Annotated in this window: 16 protein-coding genes and 1 other annotated feature; all 16 genes read right to left on the bottom strand. The window is 53.6% G+C overall.

What is annotated here, in order from left to right; genetic code table 11:
• Positions 1-2: 2 nt before the first annotated feature.
• On the bottom strand, positions 3-2,645 hold the full coding sequence (locus ACFQ2I_RS23545; RefSeq protein WP_377568885.1) for a valine--tRNA ligase: 2,643 nt from the start codon (positions 2,643-2,645) through the stop codon (positions 3-5).
• Positions 2,646-2,697: 52 nt separating this feature from the next.
• Positions 2,698-2,951, bottom strand: a binding site (T-box leader).
• Between the two features lie 122 nt (positions 2,952-3,073).
• Positions 3,074-4,384, bottom strand: coding sequence for a LysM peptidoglycan-binding domain-containing protein (locus tag ACFQ2I_RS23540; RefSeq protein ID WP_377568882.1), 1,311 nt, complete (start codon positions 4,382-4,384; stop codon positions 3,074-3,076).
• 95 nt (positions 4,385-4,479) lie between these two features.
• The gene (locus ACFQ2I_RS23535; protein ID WP_377568879.1) at positions 4,480-5,463 is read right to left on the bottom strand and encodes an RluA family pseudouridine synthase; all 984 of its coding nucleotides are present in this window, start codon (positions 5,461-5,463) and stop codon (positions 4,480-4,482) included.
• Positions 5,463-6,773, bottom strand: coding sequence for a glutamate-1-semialdehyde 2,1-aminomutase (hemL, locus tag ACFQ2I_RS23530; RefSeq protein ID WP_377568876.1), 1,311 nt, complete (start codon positions 6,771-6,773; stop codon positions 5,463-5,465). The genes ACFQ2I_RS23535 and hemL overlap by 1 nt, the downstream gene beginning before the upstream one ends.
• Positions 6,773-7,774 carry a porphobilinogen synthase gene (gene hemB, locus ACFQ2I_RS23525; protein WP_377568874.1) on the bottom strand — a complete coding sequence of 334 codons (1,002 nt, stop codon included), beginning with the start codon at positions 7,772-7,774 and terminating at the stop codon, positions 6,773-6,775. Before hemB ends, hemL begins: the two co-directional genes overlap by 1 nt.
• Before the next feature lie 16 nt (positions 7,775-7,790).
• Positions 7,791-9,341, bottom strand: coding sequence for a uroporphyrinogen-III C-methyltransferase (cobA, locus tag ACFQ2I_RS23520; protein WP_377568871.1), 1,551 nt, complete (start codon positions 9,339-9,341; stop codon positions 7,791-7,793).
• 3 nt (positions 9,342-9,344) lie between these two features.
• Positions 9,345-10,307: a hydroxymethylbilane synthase gene (hemC, locus tag ACFQ2I_RS23515; protein ID WP_377568868.1), complete on the bottom strand. Its 963-nt coding sequence runs from the start codon at positions 10,305-10,307 to the stop codon at positions 9,345-9,347.
• Positions 10,308-10,312: 5 nt separating this feature from the next.
• Complete coding sequence (locus tag ACFQ2I_RS23510; RefSeq protein WP_377568865.1) at positions 10,313-10,966, bottom strand: precorrin-2 dehydrogenase/sirohydrochlorin ferrochelatase family protein; 654 nt, start codon at positions 10,964-10,966, stop codon at positions 10,313-10,315.
• Between the two features lie 19 nt (positions 10,967-10,985).
• On the bottom strand, positions 10,986-11,804 hold the full coding sequence (locus ACFQ2I_RS23505) for a cytochrome C assembly family protein (protein ID WP_377568863.1): 819 nt from the start codon (positions 11,802-11,804) through the stop codon (positions 10,986-10,988).
• 64 nt (positions 11,805-11,868) lie between these two features.
• Entirely contained in the window at positions 11,869-13,233 is a 1,365-nt protein-coding gene (gene hemA, locus ACFQ2I_RS23500; protein ID WP_377568860.1) for a glutamyl-tRNA reductase, read from the bottom strand.
• A gap of 201 nt (positions 13,234-13,434) precedes the next feature.
• Entirely contained in the window at positions 13,435-13,833 is a 399-nt protein-coding gene (speD, locus tag ACFQ2I_RS23495) for an adenosylmethionine decarboxylase (protein WP_377568857.1), read from the bottom strand.
• A 338-nt stretch (positions 13,834-14,171) separates the two neighbouring features.
• Entirely contained in the window at positions 14,172-14,762 is a 591-nt protein-coding gene (locus ACFQ2I_RS23490; protein ID WP_377568855.1) for a non-ribosomal peptide synthetase module, read from the bottom strand.
• 231 nt (positions 14,763-14,993) lie between these two features.
• A complete protein-coding gene (yihA, locus tag ACFQ2I_RS23485) occupies positions 14,994-15,581 on the bottom strand; it encodes a ribosome biogenesis GTP-binding protein YihA/YsxC (RefSeq protein WP_377568852.1) in 588 nt (195 codons plus the stop codon).
• The gene (lon, locus tag ACFQ2I_RS23480) at positions 15,578-17,953 is read right to left on the bottom strand and encodes an endopeptidase La (RefSeq protein ID WP_377568849.1); all 2,376 of its coding nucleotides are present in this window, start codon (positions 17,951-17,953) and stop codon (positions 15,578-15,580) included. The genes yihA and lon overlap by 4 nt, the downstream gene beginning before the upstream one ends.
• A 37-nt stretch (positions 17,954-17,990) precedes the next feature.
• The gene (gene lonB, locus ACFQ2I_RS23475) at positions 17,991-19,694 is read right to left on the bottom strand and encodes an ATP-dependent protease LonB (RefSeq protein WP_377568846.1); all 1,704 of its coding nucleotides are present in this window, start codon (positions 19,692-19,694) and stop codon (positions 17,991-17,993) included.
• 169 nt (positions 19,695-19,863) lie between these two features.
• Positions 19,864-20,976, bottom strand: coding sequence for a flavodoxin-dependent (E)-4-hydroxy-3-methylbut-2-enyl-diphosphate synthase (gene ispG / locus ACFQ2I_RS23470; protein WP_377568844.1), 1,113 nt, complete (start codon positions 20,974-20,976; stop codon positions 19,864-19,866).
• Positions 20,977-21,042 lie beyond the last annotated feature (66 nt).

Genomic DNA, 21,042 nt, shown 5'->3' with positions numbered 1-21,042 from the left:
CGTTAGCCCTGCAGCTCGGCTATCCGCTGCAGCACTTTATCCCGCTTCTCGGCATAGTCTTTCATTTTCGCCCGTTCCTCGTCGATAACCTTGGCCGGCGCCTTCGATACGAAGCCTTCGTTAGCGAGCTTCTTCTCGACGCGCTGCACTTCGGCATTCAGATGTGCCAGCTCTTTCTCCAGCCGCGCAATCTCTTGCGAGATATCTATCAGACCCGCAAGCGGCAAGTACAGCTCCGCGCCGGTGACGATTGCGGTCATCGCTTTCTCCGGAGCAGTGATATGCATACCCGTCTCCAGCAGCGAAGTGCCGCAGAAGCGCTTCACGAATTCCTCGTTGCGCGCAAGAATAGCGGCGTTGCTCTCGCTGGACGGCTTGAGAAGAAGCTCGATCTTCTTGCTCATCGGCACGTTTACTTCTGCGCGAATGTTGCGAACGGCTCGGATGATCTCCATGAGCAGATTCATTTCCGCGACGGCATCCGGTGCTTCCAGCGCAGCGTCATACTTCGGCCACTCCGCCAAGGTGATGGTCTCCCCTTGATGGGGAAGATGCTGCCAGATCTCCTCGCTGATGAACGGCATGAACGGATGAATAAGCCGCTGCGTGCGATCCAGCACATAGGCAAGCACGGATTGCGTGGCCCGCTTCGCCGCTTCGTCCGTCCCATTCAAGCTAAGCTTGGAGAATTCGATATACCAGTCGCACAAGTCGTCCCAGATAAAGTTGTACAGCACACGGCCAGTCTCGCCGAATTCATAGTTATCCATTAGTCTGGTCACATCGCGCGCCGTCTCATTGAACCGGTGCAGAATCCAGCGATCCGCTGTGCCCAGCTTCACTGCAATGTCGATATCCGACGCTTTGAAGCCATCCAGATTCATGAGCGCGAAGCGTGACGCATTCCAGATCTTATTGGCAAAATTACGCGCTTGCTCCACCTTTTCTATTCGGAAGCGCAGATCCTGACCGGGAGTGCTGCCCGTCGATATCATGAAACGGAGCGCATCCGCCCCATATTGCTCGATAATTTCCAGCGGATCGACACCGTTGCCCAGCGACTTGGACATCTTTTGTCCATCCTTATCTCTCACCAGCCCGTGAATAAGCACGTCCTGGAACGGCTTCTCGTCCGTAAATTCCAGCGCCGTGAAGATCATTCTGGCTACCCAGAAGTAGATAATGTCATAGCCCGTCACCAGCACATTGGTCGGATAGTAGCGGCTGAGATCCTCGCTTTCATCCGGCCACCCAAGCGTAGAGAAAGGCCATAGCGCAGAGCTGAACCACGTATCCAGCACATCCTCGTCCTGACGGAGATGATCGCCTTCCATGTCCTCTCGCGATACGTGAAGCTCGCCTGTCGCATCGTCATACCATGCCGGTATACGGTGACCCCACCACAGCTGGCGGGAGATGCACCAGTCACGTACATTTTCGATCCAATTCAGATATATTTTCTCGAAGCGCTCCGGCACGAACCGGACACCCTTACCAGTCTTCTGAGCGGCTATCGCTGCCTCAGCCAGCGGCTTCATCGCCACGAACCATTGTGTGGACAGGTACGGCTCTACGACGGCGCCGCTGCGCTCGCTATGGCCGACCTGATGGACATGATCCTCAATCTGCACACATACGCCCTGCTCCTGCAAGTCCTTCACAAGCTTCTTGCGACACTCGGCGCGGTCCAGCCCCTGATAAGGGCCTGCTTCGGCGTTCATCGTGCCCGTCTCATCCATTACGGTAATCTGCGGCAAGCTGTGGCGCTCGCCTACCTCGAAGTCGTTCGGATCGTGCGCAGGCGTAATCTTCACCGCACCGGAACCGAAGTCCTTCTCGACGTATTCATCCGCGATAATCGGAATTTCTCTGCCGATGACCGGCAATACAAGCGTCTTACCGATCATATCCTTGTATCGCTCGTCTTCCGGATGAACAGCGACCGCCGTATCGCCCAGCATTGTCTCCGGCCGTGTCGTCGCAACTGTCACGTAGCCGGATCCGTCCTTGAGCGGATACTTCAAATGATAGAGGTGACCATTGACTTCCTTATGCTCCACTTCAATATCGGATAATGCTGTACGTGCTGCAGGGTCCCAATTAATAATCTTTTTGCCGCGATAAATAAGCCCCTTCTCGTACAACCTGACGAATACTTCCCGCACCGCTTTGGACAGCCCTTCGTCCATCGTGAATCGCTCCTTGGAATAATCCAGCGACAGCCCCAGCTTTGCCCACTGGTCGCGAATTGTTCCCGCGTACTGCTCCTTCCACTCCCACACCTTCTCCAGGAAGGCTTCACGGCCCAGATCATGGCGCGACACACCACTCTCGCGAAGCTTCTGCTCCACACGCGTCTGAGTGGCAATACCGGCATGGTCCATGCCCGGCAGCCATAACGTATCGTATCCCTGCATACGCTTGGCTCGAATGAGAATATCTTGCAGGGTGAAGTCCAGTGCATGGCCGATATGCAGCATGCCCGTCACATTAGGCGGGGGAATGACGATCGTATAAGCTTCCGCATCGGGACGCTTGCCCGCTTGAAAGAATTGACCCTCCATCCAGTAAGGATACCATTTTTGCTCGGCTGTTTTCGGATCATAAGTTGTCGGCATTGCATGATTGCTTTGATTTTCTGACATATGTTCCATCCTCCACATTAATCTGGATATATGCAAAAAGACCTTCCGCCCTCTAAAGGACGAAAGGTCTAACTCCCGTGGTACCACCTTTGTTCCGCGAGCGGGTCCATTAGCGATCCCCTTGCGGCACTCGTACAGATAACGGCTGTTACCGGCTTTACCTAAGACGGCAGGCTGCAATGCTTCCCGCTTCAGTAAAGCGACTCCGGGGCGACTCGCATGCAGGTTCATCCTGCAGAACCTCTCAGCGTAACGGTCCTGCTCTCTGAAGGCATAGCTGCTGCTATTCCCCTTCCACGTCATTATAACGCATATATTCACCATCATACCGCTATACGACGCGTTAGTCAACCTGGCGCTATGCCTGAGGATTCCCGCCTAAGCATCAAGGCGGGCCTGCACCTTTGCGCAAGCCCGCCTCGCTGTCATTATGGAATATATAATACTTGCCCCTCTTCAATGGCAGATTCATGCAATCCGTTGTGAACAAGTATTTCTCTTGGGTTCAAGCTGTAACGGGTTGCAATCTCTTCCAGCGTCTCTTCGCGCTGAACGATACACATTCTGATCTTCCTGAATGCCGCGTCGCCTTCCTGCTTGCTAAGGAACAATCGCTTCCATTCAATCTCTTCCTCAGCCTCCTGAATGGCTTCCGTCCGTTCCGCTTCTTGCTCCACCTGCGACTGCTCCGCCGCCTCTCTAACAGCCCGCTCACGCTGACTGGACTGTAGCAGAGAGCGAATCCCCACTTCTGTACTTCCTTCACTGTGCTCCGGGGATTTGCCTGTGAACGCAATCTGCACCCCAGGCTTGGCTGATTCTGTAGGAAGGGGCTCTTGCTCAGCTGTCAATGAAGAAGGCTGTGACAGGGCTGATGCGTCTTCTCCCTTCTGCCTTTCCTTCTCTAGCAGCGCATACCCAGCGTGCTGGTCCTGGTGGGATTCCGGTTCCAGCTCTTCCGGCCGTTGACCCTCCTCCTGGTTCGCCCCTTCAACAGCGTCGGCGCTATCGAGGAACGGTTGCCGCGCTTCCACTTCTTCATTATCGTAGCTATGTTCTGCATTAGGCAGCTGATGCGATTGATACTCCCACGACAATGACGGCACTTGGTAGCTTTCACGTTCAGAATACCCCTCATCATAGGACTTGCCCTCTTCATCTGCGACTTGAACTTCCCGCTCCGCCTCCAGCTCGGCTTCCGGTTCGCCAGCTGTATCGCTCTCTTCGCTTTGCGCCTCGCGATCCACTATGTACGCCTCGCTCTCTTCTTCCATAGACGCACCAGACACTTGAGACATCTCTCGTTCCTGCTCGCGCTCATGTACGGCAGTGAAGGATTCCTCCTCCCATCCGCTCTGCTCTTCCTGAAGGGGTTCCACTGCAATCCCCCGAAGCGACAGCACACCCGTAATATTCAATGTGCGAGCCGATAGCAGGTCAACGTCGAAGTTGTCAATCTCAATGGAGATGTCATCCAGCCTGGACACCCGATTCATAGGCAGCGAGATTTCAACCGGAATCCAGTGCTCCAGCGTTAATGGACCTTCCGCCGCATTTTGCCCCCGATATACGCCGCTGAGCAGCAGTTGTCCTTTCAATACTGCTTGATCACCTTGATCGATTACTTGTATACGAGGAACAAGCTCGATTTCTTCCAGTTCATCGATGGCTGCTGCGTCATCAGGCATATGGACCCTCTCGTATACATCAAAGCGCAATCCGTTCATCCCATTAGACACGCCTAAGTCCTCCCTTCACTTCCTGAATGCTTGGGCTAGCGTTACATACACTACTTATCTATATGGTTGGATTGCCGAGAGCATGACTGTCTTTTTCAAACCTGGTCAATATGGTCCATTAGCCCGATAAGCCAATCCGGTTGCGGCGACGATACGTTAATCGTACAGCCGGTTAGCGGGTGAGGGAAAATCAGCTCTTCCCCATGCAGCGCCTGATGGTTGAGCATGTTGGAAGATCCTCCATATAACGAATCTCCCAAAAGGGGATGACCAATATGGCTCATATGCACCCGAATCTGGTGGGTTCGTCCGGTCTCTAGTATTAGCCGAACTATGGAGTAACGAGAATTGGATGCAACCGTCTCGTAACGGGTGATCGCCTTGTCGCCGTTCGACGACACCCTCCTTCGTGCAGGATGATGTCGATCCTTGCCGATCGGTTCATTAATTTCCCCGCAAGACTTCATCAGACGTCCGTGTACGACCGCAACATATCGACGACCGATCGCCTTGCTGCGCATCGCTTCGTCCAGCCGCAGCTGCGCCAGATCGTTCTTGGAATACAGAACGGGGCCAGACGTATCGTCATCCAGTCGATGGATATGACGGACCGGCAAGGGATCGCCACATGCCAGCAGATGCCGCGCCGCCTCCTCATCTAACGTCCCCCGCCCCTGATCGCCCACGCCAGAACCATGTACGGGCATGCCTACCGGCTTATTCAGCACGAGACAATAATCATCCTCGTATAAGACGGCCGCACGATCACCACTATTCGACTGCTTCGCCACTCGATACAGAGGGTCGTCGTTCATGCGTGCTGCCGGAAAGCACTTAAGCGCAAGCTTCTCTTCATGCCATCTTATTCCGCCGACGGAGAATAGCCGGTTGACCCACTTCTCCGGGAATAAAGAAGAAGCCGCCAGCCACTGCCGCACCTTATGCGGGTGGCTGCCGGTCTCCGGCTGTGCAGGAACATCATCTCCGGGTTCTAGAGAAGCTGCTGTGGCGGCAAGCTTCTCCCAAGGCAGCTCCAGCCATTCCCCTTGACGAACAGCCTCTTCCCAGCACTTCGCCATCATGCCTGCTGTAGACTTTCCAGCGCGGCATCGTGCGCTTGAATGGTCGTCTCGATGTCGCTGTCGCTATGGACGGCAGACACGAACATCCCTTCGAATTGGGAAGGCGCTATATTGATGCCCAATGCAAGCATGGAAGCGAAGTACGCTTGAAACTGCTTCAGATTGCTTGTTCTTGCGATATCGAAGTTAATGACATGCTGCTCTGTGAAGAACGGACATACCATGGAGCCTACCCGATTGATGGTAGCTGCCACGCCATGCTTCTTCGCATTATCCGCCATACCCGCTTGCAGCTTGGCTGCCTGGCGCTCCAGCTGCTGGTACACTTCTGGCGTTAGCAGCTTCAGTGTCGTATAGCCCGCCGCCATCGCGAGCGGATTGCCAGACAAGGTGCCTGCTTGGTAGATTGGCCCACTTGGCGCTATCTGCTCCATCAGCTCGCGTCGTCCGCCGTACGCCCCTACCGGCAGTCCGCCTCCGATGACTTTGCCGAAGCAGGTCAGGTCAGGCGTGATGCCATACAGTCCTTGGGCGCATGCATAAGCGACGCGAAAACCGGTCATCACCTCATCGAATATGAGCAGACTGCCGTATTGCGTCGTAATATCCCGCAAGCCTTGCAGAAATCCCGGCAGTGGCGGAACGACGCCCATGTTGCCGGCAACCGGCTCGACGATAATGCAAGCGATCTCCTCGCCATACTTGTCGAATGCAAGCTTGACCGATTCGATATCGTTATATGGAACAGTGATTGTATGGGACGCCACCCCTTCGGGAACGCCGGGACTGTCTGGCAGGCCGAGCGTAGCGACACCTGAGCCCGCTTTTATAAGCAAGCTGTCCGCATGTCCGTGATAGGAGCCTTCAAACTTCAGTATGCGGCTTCTTCCCGTAATTCCTCTGGCCAGCCGAAGCGCGCTCATCGTCGCCTCCGTACCGGAATTAACCATGCGCACAATATCTACTGAAGGGACGCGCTCCACGACAAGCTCCGCCATCAGCGTCTCCAGCTCGGTAGGCGCTCCGAAGCTCGTGCCCTTCTCCGCCGTCTTGCGCAGCGCCTCAATCACTTCAGGATGGGCGTGGCCCATAATGAGAGGTCCCCAAGACCCGACATAATCGATATAGCTGTTGCCGTCGATATCGTATATTCGACTTCCTTCGCCTCTCTCCACGTAGATTGGCGTCAAGCCGACGGACTTGAACGCTCGCACCGGGCTGTTCACGCCTCCCGGAATGACCTTCTTCGCTCTGTCGAACGCTTCAGCGGAACGGCTGTCCCCTCTTCTTCCCAGACCTTGTTCCATTACACGTCCTCTCCTCTCAGCCAGCGAGCGGCATCCTTTGCGAAATACGTAATAATCATGTCTGCTCCGGCACGCTTCATGCCGGTCAGCGTCTCCAGGACAACAGCGCGCTCATCGAGCCAACCGTTCTGAGCAGCCGCTTTCACCATGGCATACTCGGCGCTGACATTGTAGGCTACGACAGGCAGGTCGAACTGCTCCTTCAGCATTCTCACCACATCCAGATAAGCAAGAGCGGGCTTTACCATCAGCATATCGGCGCCCTCCATTACATCTGCTTCCGCTTCCCGCATCGCTTCGCGGCTATTCGCAGGGTCCATCTGATACGTTTTGCGATCCCCGAATTGCGGTGTGGAATGCGCGGCATCGCGGAACGGGCCGTAATACGCCGAGGCGTATTTCACAGAATAGGACATAATTGCGATATCGTTATAGCCTGTCGCGTCCAGTCCTTCTCTTATCGCATGAACGAATCCGTCCATCATATTCGACGGCGCGATTATATCGGCTCCCGCCTCCGCTTGCGATACAGCTGTACGAACGAGCAGCTCCAGCGATCGATCATTGTCTACGATCGTATGTCCGCTCCGCTCCTCCTTCACGACGACGCCGCAATGGCCATGGTCCGTGAATTGACAGAGGCAAGTATCCGCGATGACGACCAGTTCGGGCGCCCATGATTTCACGGCGCGGATGGCCTGTTGCACAATGCCATTCGCGTCGTATGCGGAGCTTCCCCGCTCATCCTTATGCTCCGGCACGCCGAACAGCAGAACGGACTTGATGCCCGATGCGATGATCTCCTTGATCTCTTCATGCAAGAGGTCCAATGAGTAATGATACACGCCTGGCATAGACGGTATCTCTTCCTTCACGTTACTGCCGTGTGTCACGAACAACGGATATATAAAATCATCCGCACCAAGCACAGTTTCCCGTACGAGGCTTCGTAGTCCCGCACTGCGGCGCAAGCGCCGATTTCTTACGATTGGATAACCCATCTGTCACCATTCCTTCCTAGACGCTCTTTCGGTTCTTATTATAGCTTGCAATGGCATCAAGCAGTCCTTCGATCGTATACGTATTCGCTTCGACCGTCAGAGCAAGACCTGCCTCAGCTACCTTCTGTGATGTAATGGGTCCAATGCTCGCAACGGGTATGCCTTCCAGCAGACTAATAGGATCGTCACAGCCGTTCCGCCGCAGCACCTCAAGCAAATTACCGACGGTAGAAGAGCTGGTAAAGGTAATCATATGTATCGCTTTCTCTCGCAGCCATTCCATCACCATACTGTCTTTCGTATCCGCAATCACAGTCTCGTATACGTTCGCCTCTACGGCTTCTATGCCTCTAGCCGCAAGCTCCCGGGGCAGCACCTCGCGAGCCAGATCGCCGCGTGCCAACAGTGCCTTCTCCCCTGGACGCATAACCGGCTCCAGTTGATCCAGCAGCCCTTCGGCAACATACTGTTCCGGAAGCTCTTCTACGAACAGCCCACGTTCATGCAAGGCGGATGCCGTCTTAGGCCCCACTGCGGCAATTCTCGCCTTATGGAATCTTCTGATATCAAGATGGAATTCCTTCAACCATCTGAAGAAATACTCCACTCCATTTACGCTTGTGAAAATAATCCAGTGATAACTTTCCGCATCCTCCAGATGGCTGCGCAGCGCCTTCACAGCTTCTGGCTCCTGTGGCAGCCTCGTCTCGATAACAGGGAACTCGCATGGCTCTCCACCCATCTCCTCGATTAGCTCTGCTAATGCGCTCGCTTGGGCTCTTGCCCGCGTAACGAGTATCCGCATGCCGAACAACGGCTTGCGCTCGTACCATCTCAGCTTCTCCCGCTGCAGCACTACCTCGCCTACTACAATGACGGCGGGAGGCTGGAAGTTCCGCTGCTTCACAATATCCGCGATCGTCTCTAGGGTGCCGACAACCGTCTCTTGCTCCACCCTCGTCCCCCAGCGGACCAGAGCGACGGGTGTGTGCGGCGACTTGCCGTGCTTCATAAGCTGATTGGCAATATAGTCAATTTTGGCGACGCCCATCAAGAAGAGCAGCGTGCCTGTCGCATTCGTCACCTTGTCCCATTGAATAGAGCGATCCAGCTTGTCCGGACTTTCGTGACCGGTAACAATGGATAGAGAGGAAGCAAGCTCACGATGCGTGACAGAGATGCCTGCATATGCCGGAACAGCTATCGCGGAAGTGATTCCGGGAACAATCTCGAACTCGACGCCATGGTCATACAGGAGGCCGGCCTCTTCGGCGACTCGACCGAAAATGGTGGGATCGCCGCCCTTCAGCCGCGTTACCGTCTTCCCTTCCAGTGCGAGATCGACCAACAGCCTGTTGATCTCCTCCTGCTTCATCGTATGGCGGTCCGGCAGCTTGCCCACATAGATGAGCTCCGCTCCGGCCTTCGCATGACGAAGCAGTCGTGGGCTGGCCAGCCGGTCATATACGATAGTATCGCTTTCCTTCAGACATTGCAGCCCACGCACCGTGATCAGTCTGGGATCTCCCGGACCGGCGCCTACCAGATATACTTTCCCCTTGTTCATTGGCTATCCCCCATATTGAGCCAATATGTCTTCTGCTCCTTCTGCTTTCAGAGCTTCCGCCACATCCTTGCCCAGAGCTGTCGGATCGGTTCCGCACTTGATCTCCTTCAGCATCACCGTTCCGTCAGGCGTGCCGACAATTCCCGTCATCTCCAGCATCGGCAGGCCGTCTTGCTCCCCTATGATGGACGCATATGCGCCGATGGGCACCTGACATCCGCCGTTCAACGCTCCGAGGAAGCTGCGTTCCGCCGTAACGGCAAGATCCGTATCGGCGTCGTTCAACAAATGCAGCAGCTCCCTTACTCCCTCATCGTCCTCCCTGCATTCAATGCCGAGCGCGCCTTGGCCTACAGCCGGCACGCATACGTCCTGGGGCAGCAGGGCCGATATTTTGTCCTGCCATCCCATACGGGTCAGTCCCGCCGCGGCCAGCACGACGGCATCGAAGCCTTCCGTCTCCAGCTTGCGCATGCGGGAATCGATATTGCCGCGTATCCACTCCAGCTTCAGATCGGGACGGGCATTCTTCAGCTGGCAGGAGCGTCTAAGGCTGCTTGTGCCCACCTTTGCTCCGTGCGGCAGTTCTTGCAAGCTGCTTCCGCTGCGCATGATCAGGCAGTCTCTGGGGTCCTCGCGCTTCGTTGTCGCCCCATTGCACAAGCCCTGCGGCAACACGTATGGCATGTCTTTCATGCTATGTACAGCCATATCGATCTCCCCTGCCATCAACGCAGCTTCAATCTCCTTTACGAACAACCCCTTGCCTCCCACCTTGGATAATGTCACATCCAGTATTCGATCGCCTTTGGTCACGATCTTCTGCATCTGAAAAGTATAGGGCAGCCCGTGCCTCTCACAGATCTCCTCCAATTGCGCAATGACTTGCCCCGTCTGCGTAAGCGCCAAAGAGCTCTGCCTTGTGCCGACCGTTATCACGCGATGCGCTCCACTTGTACCCGTCATACCAACTACCTCCCCCTTATTTTGTCCGTCAATTCGTTCAGCCATTGCTGAATATCCTTACGCTCGTTCCCTCTTGCCAGCGCTTCATCGGCAGCCTGCTCCAGCACGTCACTCCGAAGCTTCCCATCTGCCAGCTGTTCCAGCGCCAGCTTCCTTAATTGTCCTAGTCGCTTAACGGTTATTCCATACTCATCGCCGTAGCGCGCCTCCAGCTCCTTCCTGAGCAGTCGGGAGAAGGAAGGACTGTTGCCGGATGCGGTGACGGTCACGAGCAGCTCCCCTCTCCGTAGAATGCTAGGTGTAATAAAGTTACCCAACTCGGACTCGTGCGCTACATTCACAAGCTTGCCGCTGCGCTCCGCAAGACGTCCGACGGAAGCGTTCAACGCCTTGTCGCCAGTGGCAGCGAAGACTAGCCAAGCACCCGCCATATCCTCCTCGCGATAGTGCCTACGTTCCCACCGAAGCCGCCCGGCTTCGGACAGCTCTCGAATTTCAGCTGTCGCATCGGGACTAACGAGAACGATGTCGTCTGCCGCTGCAGCGAGCAGTCCCTCAAGCTTGCGCTCGGCTACCGGTCCGCCGCCAACAATAAGGCAGCGCTTTCCTTGCAGCCGCATCATGACCGGGTAACAATCGTACGGCGATGTGTCACTCATGGCGGCAATCCTCCGCTCTCTAATGAAATGATGACAAAGAGCTGGTCATGAAGTTGAAAACAAGTATGACGAAAGCAACAATATTCAACTTGGCCAGCTGTTGTCCGGGATACTTGTCCAGCGCACGCATATAGACATAGATGACGAAGATAAGAAGCGACAGGAAAGAAGTAACCACTTTCCAGTCAAGCAGCAGTATCGCTTTCCCTTCCACGAGCAGAGATATAATCGCGATGGCTAGCGACAGAGCGAGCAGAGGCACTCCGATAACGATCGTGCGGTCCATATACCTTTCGATCCGATCCAGGCTGGGGAAGCGCCGCACAGCCTGTGACCACCGCTTGCTCTTGAGCCGGTAATGCAAGTACATGTACATGCCGGCAAGAACGGCGCCGATAGTTAATGTAGCGTAAGCGCATAAAACGAGGCTAATATGTACGAATAGCAGCTCTCTGGTCGCCTGCCATATATCCAGCGACTGCCCCTCCCCGGTCTCGCTGTACAAATGCAGGGCGAACACAGCAAAACCGATTATATTGACAAAAAACACGACATAATCGATATAGAAAAACTGATGAATGACTAACGTAATGGTAATCATAAGCCAGGAAAAAATAAACCAATACTCCAACCCGCTCAGGCTGACTACATCCATCTGTATGAGCGACGTCAGCCGTTGGACCAGATAGGCGCTCTGCAAAACCCATACAAAAATAAGCAGCCCTGTACCTATCCGTTTCGCCCTCCGGTTCGCATGCATAAAGTCGGAGAAATAAAACAGTAAGCTCAGGGCATAAATATAAAGCACTGCATCATATATCCACTTGGCTGTCCCCATCTTCCTACCACCTCGCAAGCTTACTGGTATCTGTGACTCCTTCTCTCCTGTCAGGAGGAAGGAATCACGTACGAGCCAGAGCTGCTGTCGGCGATTTCGAATGGGACGCGCCGCCTCCGGATGGAACGGCTTGCGGCTTGGCGGTCTCTTGCTGCTCCAAAAGCTGACCTTCCAGTGCGAACAACTTCACGAACATATCCATGGCTTCCTCTGCCCGTCTCTCGCCAGCAGCTTCCTTAATGCGCAATATAGGATCATGCATCATCTGGCTTACCATGCTCTTCGTAAGCTTGCGGATGACCTTAAGTTCATGCTCTTCCAGAGCAGGAAGCTTATTCGTCAGACTGGCCATCGTCTCCTTGTGGATATCTTCTGCCTTCGTCTGAAGGGCGCGGATAAGCGGAACAACGCCAAGCGTCCTGTACCATTGCTGGAACAGCTCCATCTCTTCGCTGATCATCGCTTCGATCTTAGCGGCTTCCTGCCTGCGCATCTCCAGATTGCTCTGCACGATACCTTCCAGATCGTCTATATCGTACAGGAATACGTTCTCGATAGATGCGATGGAAGGATCAATATCGCGCGGAACCGCAATATCGATCATGAATAGCGGCTTCGACTTGCGCTGTCTCATGGCTTCCGCAACATTGTCCCGCGCAAGCACGTAACCTTGCGATCCGGTAGAACTGATGATGATATCGACCTCATGCAGCTTATGCCGCACCTCCTCCATGGAGCAAGGAATGCCATTGAACTTGTCCGCAAGCTGCATTGCTCGATCGAACGTCCGGTTCACGACGATGACGCGATCCGCTCCGTTCGCATACAGGTGCTTCGCTGTCAGTTCGCCCGTCTCTCCCGCACCGATAATCATAACAGTCTTCTTGGCGAATTGACCGAATATCTGCTTCCCAAGCTCAACCGCCGCATAGCTGACGGATACGGCGGCTTCCCCGATCAACGTCTCGGAGTGTGCCCGCTTGGCCATCGTCACCGCCTGCTTGAACAGCATATTGAATATTGTTCCTGTCGTCTTCTCGCGTTGAGACAGCAGGAATGCATCCTTCACCTGTCCCAATATTTGCGTCTCGCCGATGACCATGGAATCCAGACCGCTTGTGACGCGGAGCAAATGCTCAATAGCTTTCTCATCTTCATACATGTATAAGTGGTTCGTGAAATGCTTCCGTTCCAGTTGAAACCAGTTCTCCATAAAGCTGCGGATATAATGACCGCATATATGATGCCTGTCCACGACGGCGTACAGTTCAGTCCTGTTACAGGTGGCCACGATGACGCATTCCAGTATGCTCTTCGTATTCATCAGCTGATGGAGGGCATGAGGCAAATCATTCTCGCTGAATGCGAACTTCTCCCTGACTTCCACCGGCGCCGTTCGATAATTGAGCCCGACAGTGATAATATGCATCTCCTCGCTTCACCTGCCTCCTTATGATTTCTGTACGACCCTTGTATATCAACGAATATTATAGCATATTTCGACATACGCTTCAGATTCATTTATGAATAATATTTGAAAAATACAACATCATTATTCCCCATATCTGCAAAGAAATAACCATGGAACTGGTCCATGGTTATCCTAATATCGCATACTATCCGAGGTAGTCTACACCAGCTCGGTTTGTTTCATTTTCGGCTCTTCCACTTGCATCTCGCCCAGACCGCGCACAAGCTTCTTGGCATGTGTCGTCGTCGGCTTCAATACAGAAAGCATGTAATCGATCGCCAGCTGAGGATCGACGGTTTCACCGCAAGTGTAGCAATCCAATGCAGCAAATCCTCTCTCAGGATACGTATGGATCGAGAGGTGACTCTCAGACAGCAACACGAGAACTGTCGCCCCTTGAGGTTCAAATTGTTGACCCTGCACCGATAATACTGTAGCACCGCACGCCTCGGCGGCTTCTACCATGTGTGACTGCAAAAATTCAGCGCTGTTCAGCAAATCAAAATCTACACCCCAAGCATCAACAGCAACGTGTCTTCCGAAAGTTGAGTATTCCATCTTCCGGTTCCCCCTTCCTAGGAATAAAATGTTTGAAAAATTTCATCCGCTAGGACCTACGTCATTCACTTCCCGAGGGTATAATCTCTCGCAACATATCCATGTCCTGAGTGAATCCTGGTTCCTAATTTTGTTCAATCAGCAATGTTTTCAACGAGAATAAAAATAACATCTATCCGCAATAATTGCAACAGTTATTTTTGATTTCACCCACAATTGGCAAAAATTCATCTCCAAAACTAATGTATGTGCTCGGACTGCTCCTTGATACACACCTCTTTATTATAAAAAATACCGGGCCACCATTAGGCTGACCCGGCCCAGAATCATCAACTGCCCTATGCTTCCAGTACAAACAGCTTGCGCGTCAGCTCCTTCAGACGCTCATCGATAGCAGCGATCTCGCCGTTATCCCTGGTCTGATTACGCAAATCAAGCCATTCATTCACTGCACCTTGCAGAAGCCCGATTTCACGTTCTACCAATCGGCTCTGGAACAACCGCTCCAGCGAACCGAGCGTATCCTTGTGCTGAAATACGATTCGCTCGCCTGTTTCCGTGCTTTCGATAATTTTGTGAACGTTGCCGTTCTTATAGTGATAGATCATCGTATAATGGCTATAAATCCGGTTGACGATCGCATTGCCGCGGAATGTGGATACCGCTTTGCGCAACGCATTGGTCAGCTTTGGTTGTACAACACGGCAATTGAGCCTGCAAAAGTAGTAGTGATGCTGCCGCTCAAAAGTGAGATGGATTTCCTCCCTCCCTGCTACATCCTGAAGAACGAGCCGCTGGCTGCCATGATCCATCACCAGCACCTGAAGCCGCAATTGTTGATCCTCCATAAAAGCGATAAATTGCGTCATCTCTTCATTCGTTAACTGCAGTTTGGCATTTACATACTCTGTGGCTAGCCGCTTAGCCATAAAAATCTCCTCAATTCTTTTGCATTCACTGCCCGCAAGCAGCGTCCGCCTTTTGCACTTCCATACTTCTATTATACGTGATCAATGCGATATATTCCTGCCTTGCGAGTCACCAAATTTGAGCATATTTCAAGAAATTTCGGAGTAATTCACAAGGAATCCGAACTTTTTTCCTCTATGCTCTGCTTTATCAAACAACTTCATTGTCTTTCTTCCTCATGTTGCATAGAATTACGTGACTGCACGCTCAGCAATGATATTCCAAAGCTCCTCCCGCCCAAGACCGGATTCTGAGGAGAACAGCACCATCGTATCCTCTCTGTCCATCCCCAGCGTCTCCTTGATCAGCTTCATATGCTTCTGCCATTTGGATCTCGGTATTTTATCCGCTTTCGTCGCGACGACGCAAGTCGGAATATTGTAATGCTTCAGCCATTCATACATGAGACAGTCATCTTTGGACGGCGCGTGACGAATGTCAATGACGAGCAATTGCAGCTTAAGCAGTTCCCGCTCCCTGAGATAAGTTTCAATCATGACACCGAATTTCTCGCGCTGCACTTTGGACACTTTGGCGTAGCCGTATCCCGGAAAGTCAACCAGGTAGACCATGTCGTTCACTCGATAGTAGTTCAGCTGCTGTGTTTTCCCCGGTTGAGAGCTTGTTCTTGCTAAATTTTTCCTCATAATCATCGTATTAATGAGAGAGGATTTCCCCACATTGGACCGCCCCGCCAGGGCAATCTCCGGCAAGCCGTCCTCCGGATATTGCTCTGGCCTGACAGCGCTAATGATAAATTGCACATCTGTTATTTTCATAATAACGGGTTCACCGCCTCCTCCTTCTCTCCCTCTTGCTCCGCCGGAAGCAGCGCATGCTCCAGCACTTCATCCATGTGAGCTACGGGCACGAAGGTCAGCTCTCCCCTTACACTGTCCGGAATATCACGCAGATCGCGTTCATTGTCCTTCGGCAGCAGCACCTTCTTGATGCCCGCACGGTGAGCGGCAAGAGACTTCTCCTTCAATCCGCCAATCGGCAGTACGCGGCCGCGCAGCGTAATCTCTCCGGTCATCGCCACCTCTCTGGATACGTAACGTCCCGTCAAAGCGGAGATGAGCGCAGTAGCCATCGTAATACCCGCCGACGGACCATCCTTCGGTATAGCCCCCTCTGGAATATGGATATGAATATCATTCTTCTCATGGAATCCGGGATCAATGCCAAGCGCATCCGCACGCGTCCGGATATAACTGAATGCAGCTTGCGCCGATTCCTTCATGACGTCGCCCAGCTTGCCGGTCAAGGTGAGCTTGCCGCTGCCGGGCATGACTGTCACTTCGATCACGAGCGTATCGCCGCCGACCTCCGTCCATGCAAGTCCCGTAACGGCTCCCACCTGATTTTCCTGCTCTGCGAGGCCGTAACGGTATTTGGGAGGGCCAAGCCATTCCTTCACCTGCTTCACATCGACTGCAATAGCGCCTTCGCCTTCATGGCCATTGGACACGAATTGTTTGGCCGCCTTGCGGCAGATGCCGGCTAGCTGCTGCTCCAGATTACGGACGCCTGCTTCCCGCGTATACTCGCGTATTATTAGCCGCAGCGCTTCATCGGCAAGCTCCAGCTGCCCTTCTTGCAATCCGTGCGCTTCCCTCTGCTTCGGGAACAAGTAGCGTCTGCCGATCTCTTCCTTTTCCAGCTCCGTATACCCCGGAATGTAGAGCACTTCCATACGGTCAAGCAGCGGACGAGGAATATTGTGTATCGCGTTCGCCGTCGTCACGAACATGACATGGGACAGATCGAATGGAATCTCGATATAGTGGTCACTGAACGTGCTGTTCTGTTCAGGATCCAGCACTTCCAGCAGCGCAGAGGCCGGATCGCCGCGAAAGTCCATCGCCATCTTATCGATCTCGTCCAGAAGAAAGACGGGATTGATGCTTCCAGCTGTTTTCATGCCCTGCACAATTCGGCCCGGCATTGCTCCCACATAAGTGCGCCTATGACCTCTGATCTCCGCTTCATCACGGACACCGCCCAGCGATATCCGGACGAATTTGCGGCCGAGCGATTTGGCGATGGAACGCGCCAGAGATGTCTTGCCGACACCCGGAGGGCCGGCCAGACATAGAATCGGTCCTTTCAGCTTTTTCACCAGCTGCTGCACGGCGAGATACTCCAGCACTCTCTCCTTCGGCTTCTCAAGCCCATAATGGTCGTCGTTCAGAATTTCCTCGGCTTTGCTAATGCTAAGATCATCCTCAGTCTGCTTGCTCCAAGGCAGGGACAATATCCAATCAATATAATTGCGGACGATCCCCCCCTCAGCGGAAGCGGGCGGCATCTTCTCCAGGCGATCGATTTCCTTGCTCACTTTATCCTGCACACTATCGGGAACGCCGGCTTCCTCCAGCCTGCTTCTCAGCTCCTCCGCTTCGCCTGCTCGTCCTTCTTTCTCGCCAAGCTCCTTCTGGATCGCCTTCATCTGCTCGCGCAGATAGTATTCCTTCTGGGTCTTCTCCATCTGCTTCTTCACGCGTTGGCTAATCTGCTTCTCCAGCTCCAGGACTTCCCGTTCATTGTTCAGCAGATCAAGCAGTTTCTCCAGCCTAGCTGACACGTCGATTGTCTCTAGTATATCCTGTTTGTCTTTAATCTTCAGCGTCAGGTGGCTCGTAATAACATCTGCCAGCCTGCCAGGTTCGTCGATATCCGATACGGCCGCATAGGTCTCAGGTGTCACCTTCTTGGACAGCGAGATATAATGTTCGAACTGATTCAGCACGGACCGCATCAGCGCATTTACTGCGGGATCGTCCGTCACCTCTTCCGGCAACTCCTTCGCCAGCACCTCGTAGAACTCTTCATTATCCAGGTAGCCCTGTACTTCGGCGCGAGTTTCGCCCTCTACCAGAACGCGAATTGTACCATTGGGTAGTTTCAGCATTTGTCTTACTTTGGCAATCGTGCCGACCTTATATATATCTTCGCGGCTCGGCTCCTCAATGTTCACTTCAGACTGCGAACAGAGCAATATTCTATGATCTTCAACCATCGCGCGTTCCAGCGCACGCACCGATTTGTCCCTTCCCACATCCAGGTGGAGCACCATACTGGGATATACGAGAAGCCCCCTAAGCGGAAGCAGGGGCAATCGGCGGCCCTTCCCTTTGCCAGTTCCCATCCTAGGCACCTCCAATCTTTAACATCACTTTATTGTATCACTCTGTTGAATCCGCCTGCAAATACGGAATACCCGGCGCGATATACACATCTGACCCGGCCGGCTTCTCGAGCCCCTCTTGAATCATCTTCTCTTCCGGGAACACATGATTGAACACTTCTTCGACACGGTCCACAGGGATGATCTGGAGGCCATCCAGATCTTTGAAGATGGCCTGCCAGTTCTCCCTCGGAACAATTACACGCACCGCGCCCGCCTGAAAGGCGGCCTCCACCTTCGCCAGCACACCGCCGACCGGCTTGACGTTGCCATGTATGCCTACCTCCCCCGTCATCGCCAGCTTATTATCCACAGGAATCTCCCTTATGGCTGAAGCAATCGCCGTTGCCATGGCAATTCCTGCGGAGGGTCCGTCGATCGGCGTTCCGCCGGGGAAGTTAATGTGCAAATCGTAGTCGTAGGGATTAAATCCGATACGGCGGAGTATTGTAAGCACATTTTCTACCGAGCCCTTCGCCATGCTTTTGCGGCGCAGCGTCCTGCTGCCGCCGCCCAGCTCCTCTTCGTCAACGACACCTGTAATCGTGAATACGCCCTTCCCTGCCGCGACGGGTATGGCGCTCACTTCAATTTCCAGCAGCGTACCTAGATTGGGTCCGTACACAGCAAGCCCGTTTACGAAACCGATCTGTGGTTTGTCCGGCACCTTGCGATCGGGACGGGGAGGAATCTGACTGCTGTTCACGACCCATTCGATATCCGCGGCGGCGATGCTCTCACGTTTCTCCGACAACGCCACGCCGGCGGCCAGCTGTATGACATTGACCGCCTCACGGCCGTTCGTCGCGTATTTCTTCACCACTTCAATCGCTTCAGGACATGGTCCGAAGCCAATCTTCTTGATGGCATTCTCCGCGACGAGCGCGATCTCCTCCGCCAGGAGCGGTCGAAAGTATACCTCCATGCAGCGGGAACGAATGGCAGGAGGAATCTCACCCGGCGAACGTGTAGTGGCCCCTACAAGCCGGAAATCCGCTGGCAATCCGTTCTGGAAAATATCGTGAATGTAAGTCGGGATATTGCTGTCTTCCGAATTGTAATATGCGCTCTCCAGGAATACCTTACGATCCTCCAGCACCTTTAACAGCTTATTCATCTGCACGGGATGCAATTCCCCGATCTCGTCAATGAACAGGATGCCTCCGTGCGCCTTCGTGACAGCGCCTGGCTTCGGCTGCGGAATACCCGCCACCCCCATAGCTCCAGCGCCTTGATAGATGGGATCATGGACAGATCCGATCAGCGGGTCCGCAATGCCCCGCTCGTCGAAGCGAGCGGTCGTCGCATCGATCTCCGTGAATTTCGCTTCTGGCAAGAAGGGAGAGGAGGGATTCTTCTTCGCCTCCTCCAAGACGACCCGCGCTGCCGCCGTCTTTCCTACGCCGGGAGGACCGTATATGATGACATGCTGCGGATTGGCACTGCATAGCGCTGCCTTCAGCGCGCGCAATCCATCCTTTTGCCCCACAATATCCATCATGGATTGCGGTCGCGTCTTCTCGGCCAGCGGCTTCGTCAACGATACCGATCTCAGCTTTCTCAGTTTATCCATCTCTTTTCGCGATTCGCGATCGACCGCTGACCGATTCGTCTTCTGATTGCGAAGCAAATTCCAAAAATAAATTCCTATCACTACTGCGAAAAACACTTGCACTAACATTAACACGAGACTTAAATTCATGCTTATTCCGCCCCTTTCAAGCGTAACGGCTCCTCACCGACCGTCATAGTTATCCGTATTATGACAGTATTGCCTCTTGAAAGTCGGAATAATCGCACAGTCAGTATTCAGCGCACAAAAAAAGCAGCTTACCCCACCCCGCTACATGGGGCAACGATAAGCCACTATTCTATCCACTATGGGAGTGCTGCTTGCGTCCCGGTATGTCGCCAGTCTCTTCATAGACCCGTACAATCTCGTCAATCTCCTGCTTCAAAGCGTCCAGAAGCTCTGTCTCCGGCACCTTCCGAACGATCTCTCCGTAACGGAACAGCAGTCCTTCGCCTCTTGCTCCAGCGATGCCGATGTCCGCTTCTCGCGCTTCACCGGGTCCGTTCACGGCGCAGCCAAGAACAGATACTTTGATCGGCACTTTAATCTTGGAGATATACTCCTCGACCTCATTGGCGATGGCGAACAGGTCGATATCCAGCCTTCCGCATGTGGGACAGGATACGAGAGTCGCGGCGTTCGTAATCAAACCGAACGATTTCAACAGCTCGCGAGCCACCTTCACTTCCTCTACGGGGTCTGCGCTTAAGCTGATGCGAACCGTATTGCCAATACCCATAGCCAGCAATGCGCCAATACCCGCGGAGCTCTTAATTGTGCCCGCGTGCAACGTACCCGCTTCCGTAATACCAAGATGGAGCGGATATTTGATCTTCTCGGCAGCCATGCTGTAAGCAGCAATCGCCATCGGAACATCAGAAGCTTTCAGAGACACGATAATGTCGTGAAAGTCCAGCTCTTCCAATATGCCGATATGGAATAACGCGCTCTCCACCATTGCTTCAGGTGTCGGATAGCCGTACTTCTCCAGCAAGTGATTCTCAAGAGAGCCTGCGTTCACACCGATTCGAATCGGAATGCCTCGCTCCTTGCACGCTTGCACGACAGCCTCTACCTTCTCTCGGCGACCGATATTGCCCGGATTGATGCGTACCTTGTCGATGCCGTTCTCAATGGCTGCCAGCGCCAGCCGATAATCGAAATGAATATCAGCCACCAGCGGGATGTGGATGCGCTTCTTAATTTCCTTGATCGCATCTGCGGCTTCCATATTGTTTACCGTCACCCGAACGATCTGGCAGCCCGCTTCCTCCAGACGGAGAATTTCAGCCACCGTAGCCTCCACATCGGCCGTTTTGGTCGTGCACATGCTCTGGATGATGACTTCATTACTGCCGCCGATCGTTAGATCGCCTACTTTGACCGCTACCGTATCTTGACGTAAATACATAAGTTATCTCTCCCATGAACGCCAAAGTCCACCCATTGTCCGAAGCGGTGCCTCTTGGGCAGGGGT

The sequence above is a fragment of the Paenibacillus chungangensis genome (assembly GCF_042675905.1).
Lineage (GTDB): Bacteria > Bacillota > Bacilli > Paenibacillales > Paenibacillaceae > Pristimantibacillus > Pristimantibacillus chungangensis.
Note: the sequence above shows the minus strand (reverse complement) of the source record. Positions and strands in the feature narration are given on the sequence as shown.

Bases quoted from the DNA above. Each gene is read 5' to 3' on its own strand.
- ispG (WP_377568844.1), bottom strand. From the start codon at position 20,976: ATGTATTTACGTCAAGATACGGTAGCGGTCAAAGTAGGCGATCTAACG.
- hemB (WP_377568874.1), bottom strand. From the start codon at position 7,774: ATGGGTTATCCAATCGTAAGAAATCGGCGCTTGCGCCGCAGTGCGGGA.
- ACFQ2I_RS23510 (WP_377568865.1), bottom strand. From the start codon at position 10,966: ATGAGTGACACATCGCCGTACGATTGTTACCCGGTCATGATGCGGCTG.
- yihA (WP_377568852.1), bottom strand. From the start codon at position 15,581: ATGAAAATAACAGATGTGCAATTTATCATTAGCGCTGTCAGGCCAGAG.
- speD (WP_377568857.1), bottom strand. From the start codon at position 13,833: ATGGAATACTCAACTTTCGGAAGACACGTTGCTGTTGATGCTTGGGGT.
- lon (WP_377568849.1), bottom strand. From the start codon at position 17,953: ATGGGAACTGGCAAAGGGAAGGGCCGCCGATTGCCCCTGCTTCCGCTT.
- ACFQ2I_RS23535 (WP_377568879.1), bottom strand. From the start codon at position 5,463: ATGGCGAAGTGCTGGGAAGAGGCTGTTCGTCAAGGGGAATGGCTGGAG.
- hemL (WP_377568876.1), bottom strand. From the start codon at position 6,773: ATGGAACAAGGTCTGGGAAGAAGAGGGGACAGCCGTTCCGCTGAAGCG.
- ACFQ2I_RS23490 (WP_377568855.1), bottom strand. From the start codon at position 14,762: ATGGCTAAGCGGCTAGCCACAGAGTATGTAAATGCCAAACTGCAGTTA.
- cobA (WP_377568871.1), bottom strand. From the start codon at position 9,341: ATGAACAAGGGGAAAGTATATCTGGTAGGCGCCGGTCCGGGAGATCCC.
- hemC (WP_377568868.1), bottom strand. From the start codon at position 10,307: ATGACGGGTACAAGTGGAGCGCATCGCGTGATAACGGTCGGCACAAGG.
- ACFQ2I_RS23545 (WP_377568885.1), bottom strand. From the start codon at position 2,645: ATGTCAGAAAATCAAAGCAATCATGCAATGCCGACAACTTATGATCCG.
- hemA (WP_377568860.1), bottom strand. From the start codon at position 13,233: ATGCATATTATCACTGTCGGGCTCAATTATCGAACGGCGCCGGTGGAA.
- ACFQ2I_RS23505 (WP_377568863.1), bottom strand. From the start codon at position 11,804: ATGGGGACAGCCAAGTGGATATATGATGCAGTGCTTTATATTTATGCC.
- lonB (WP_377568846.1), bottom strand. From the start codon at position 19,694: ATGAATTTAAGTCTCGTGTTAATGTTAGTGCAAGTGTTTTTCGCAGTA.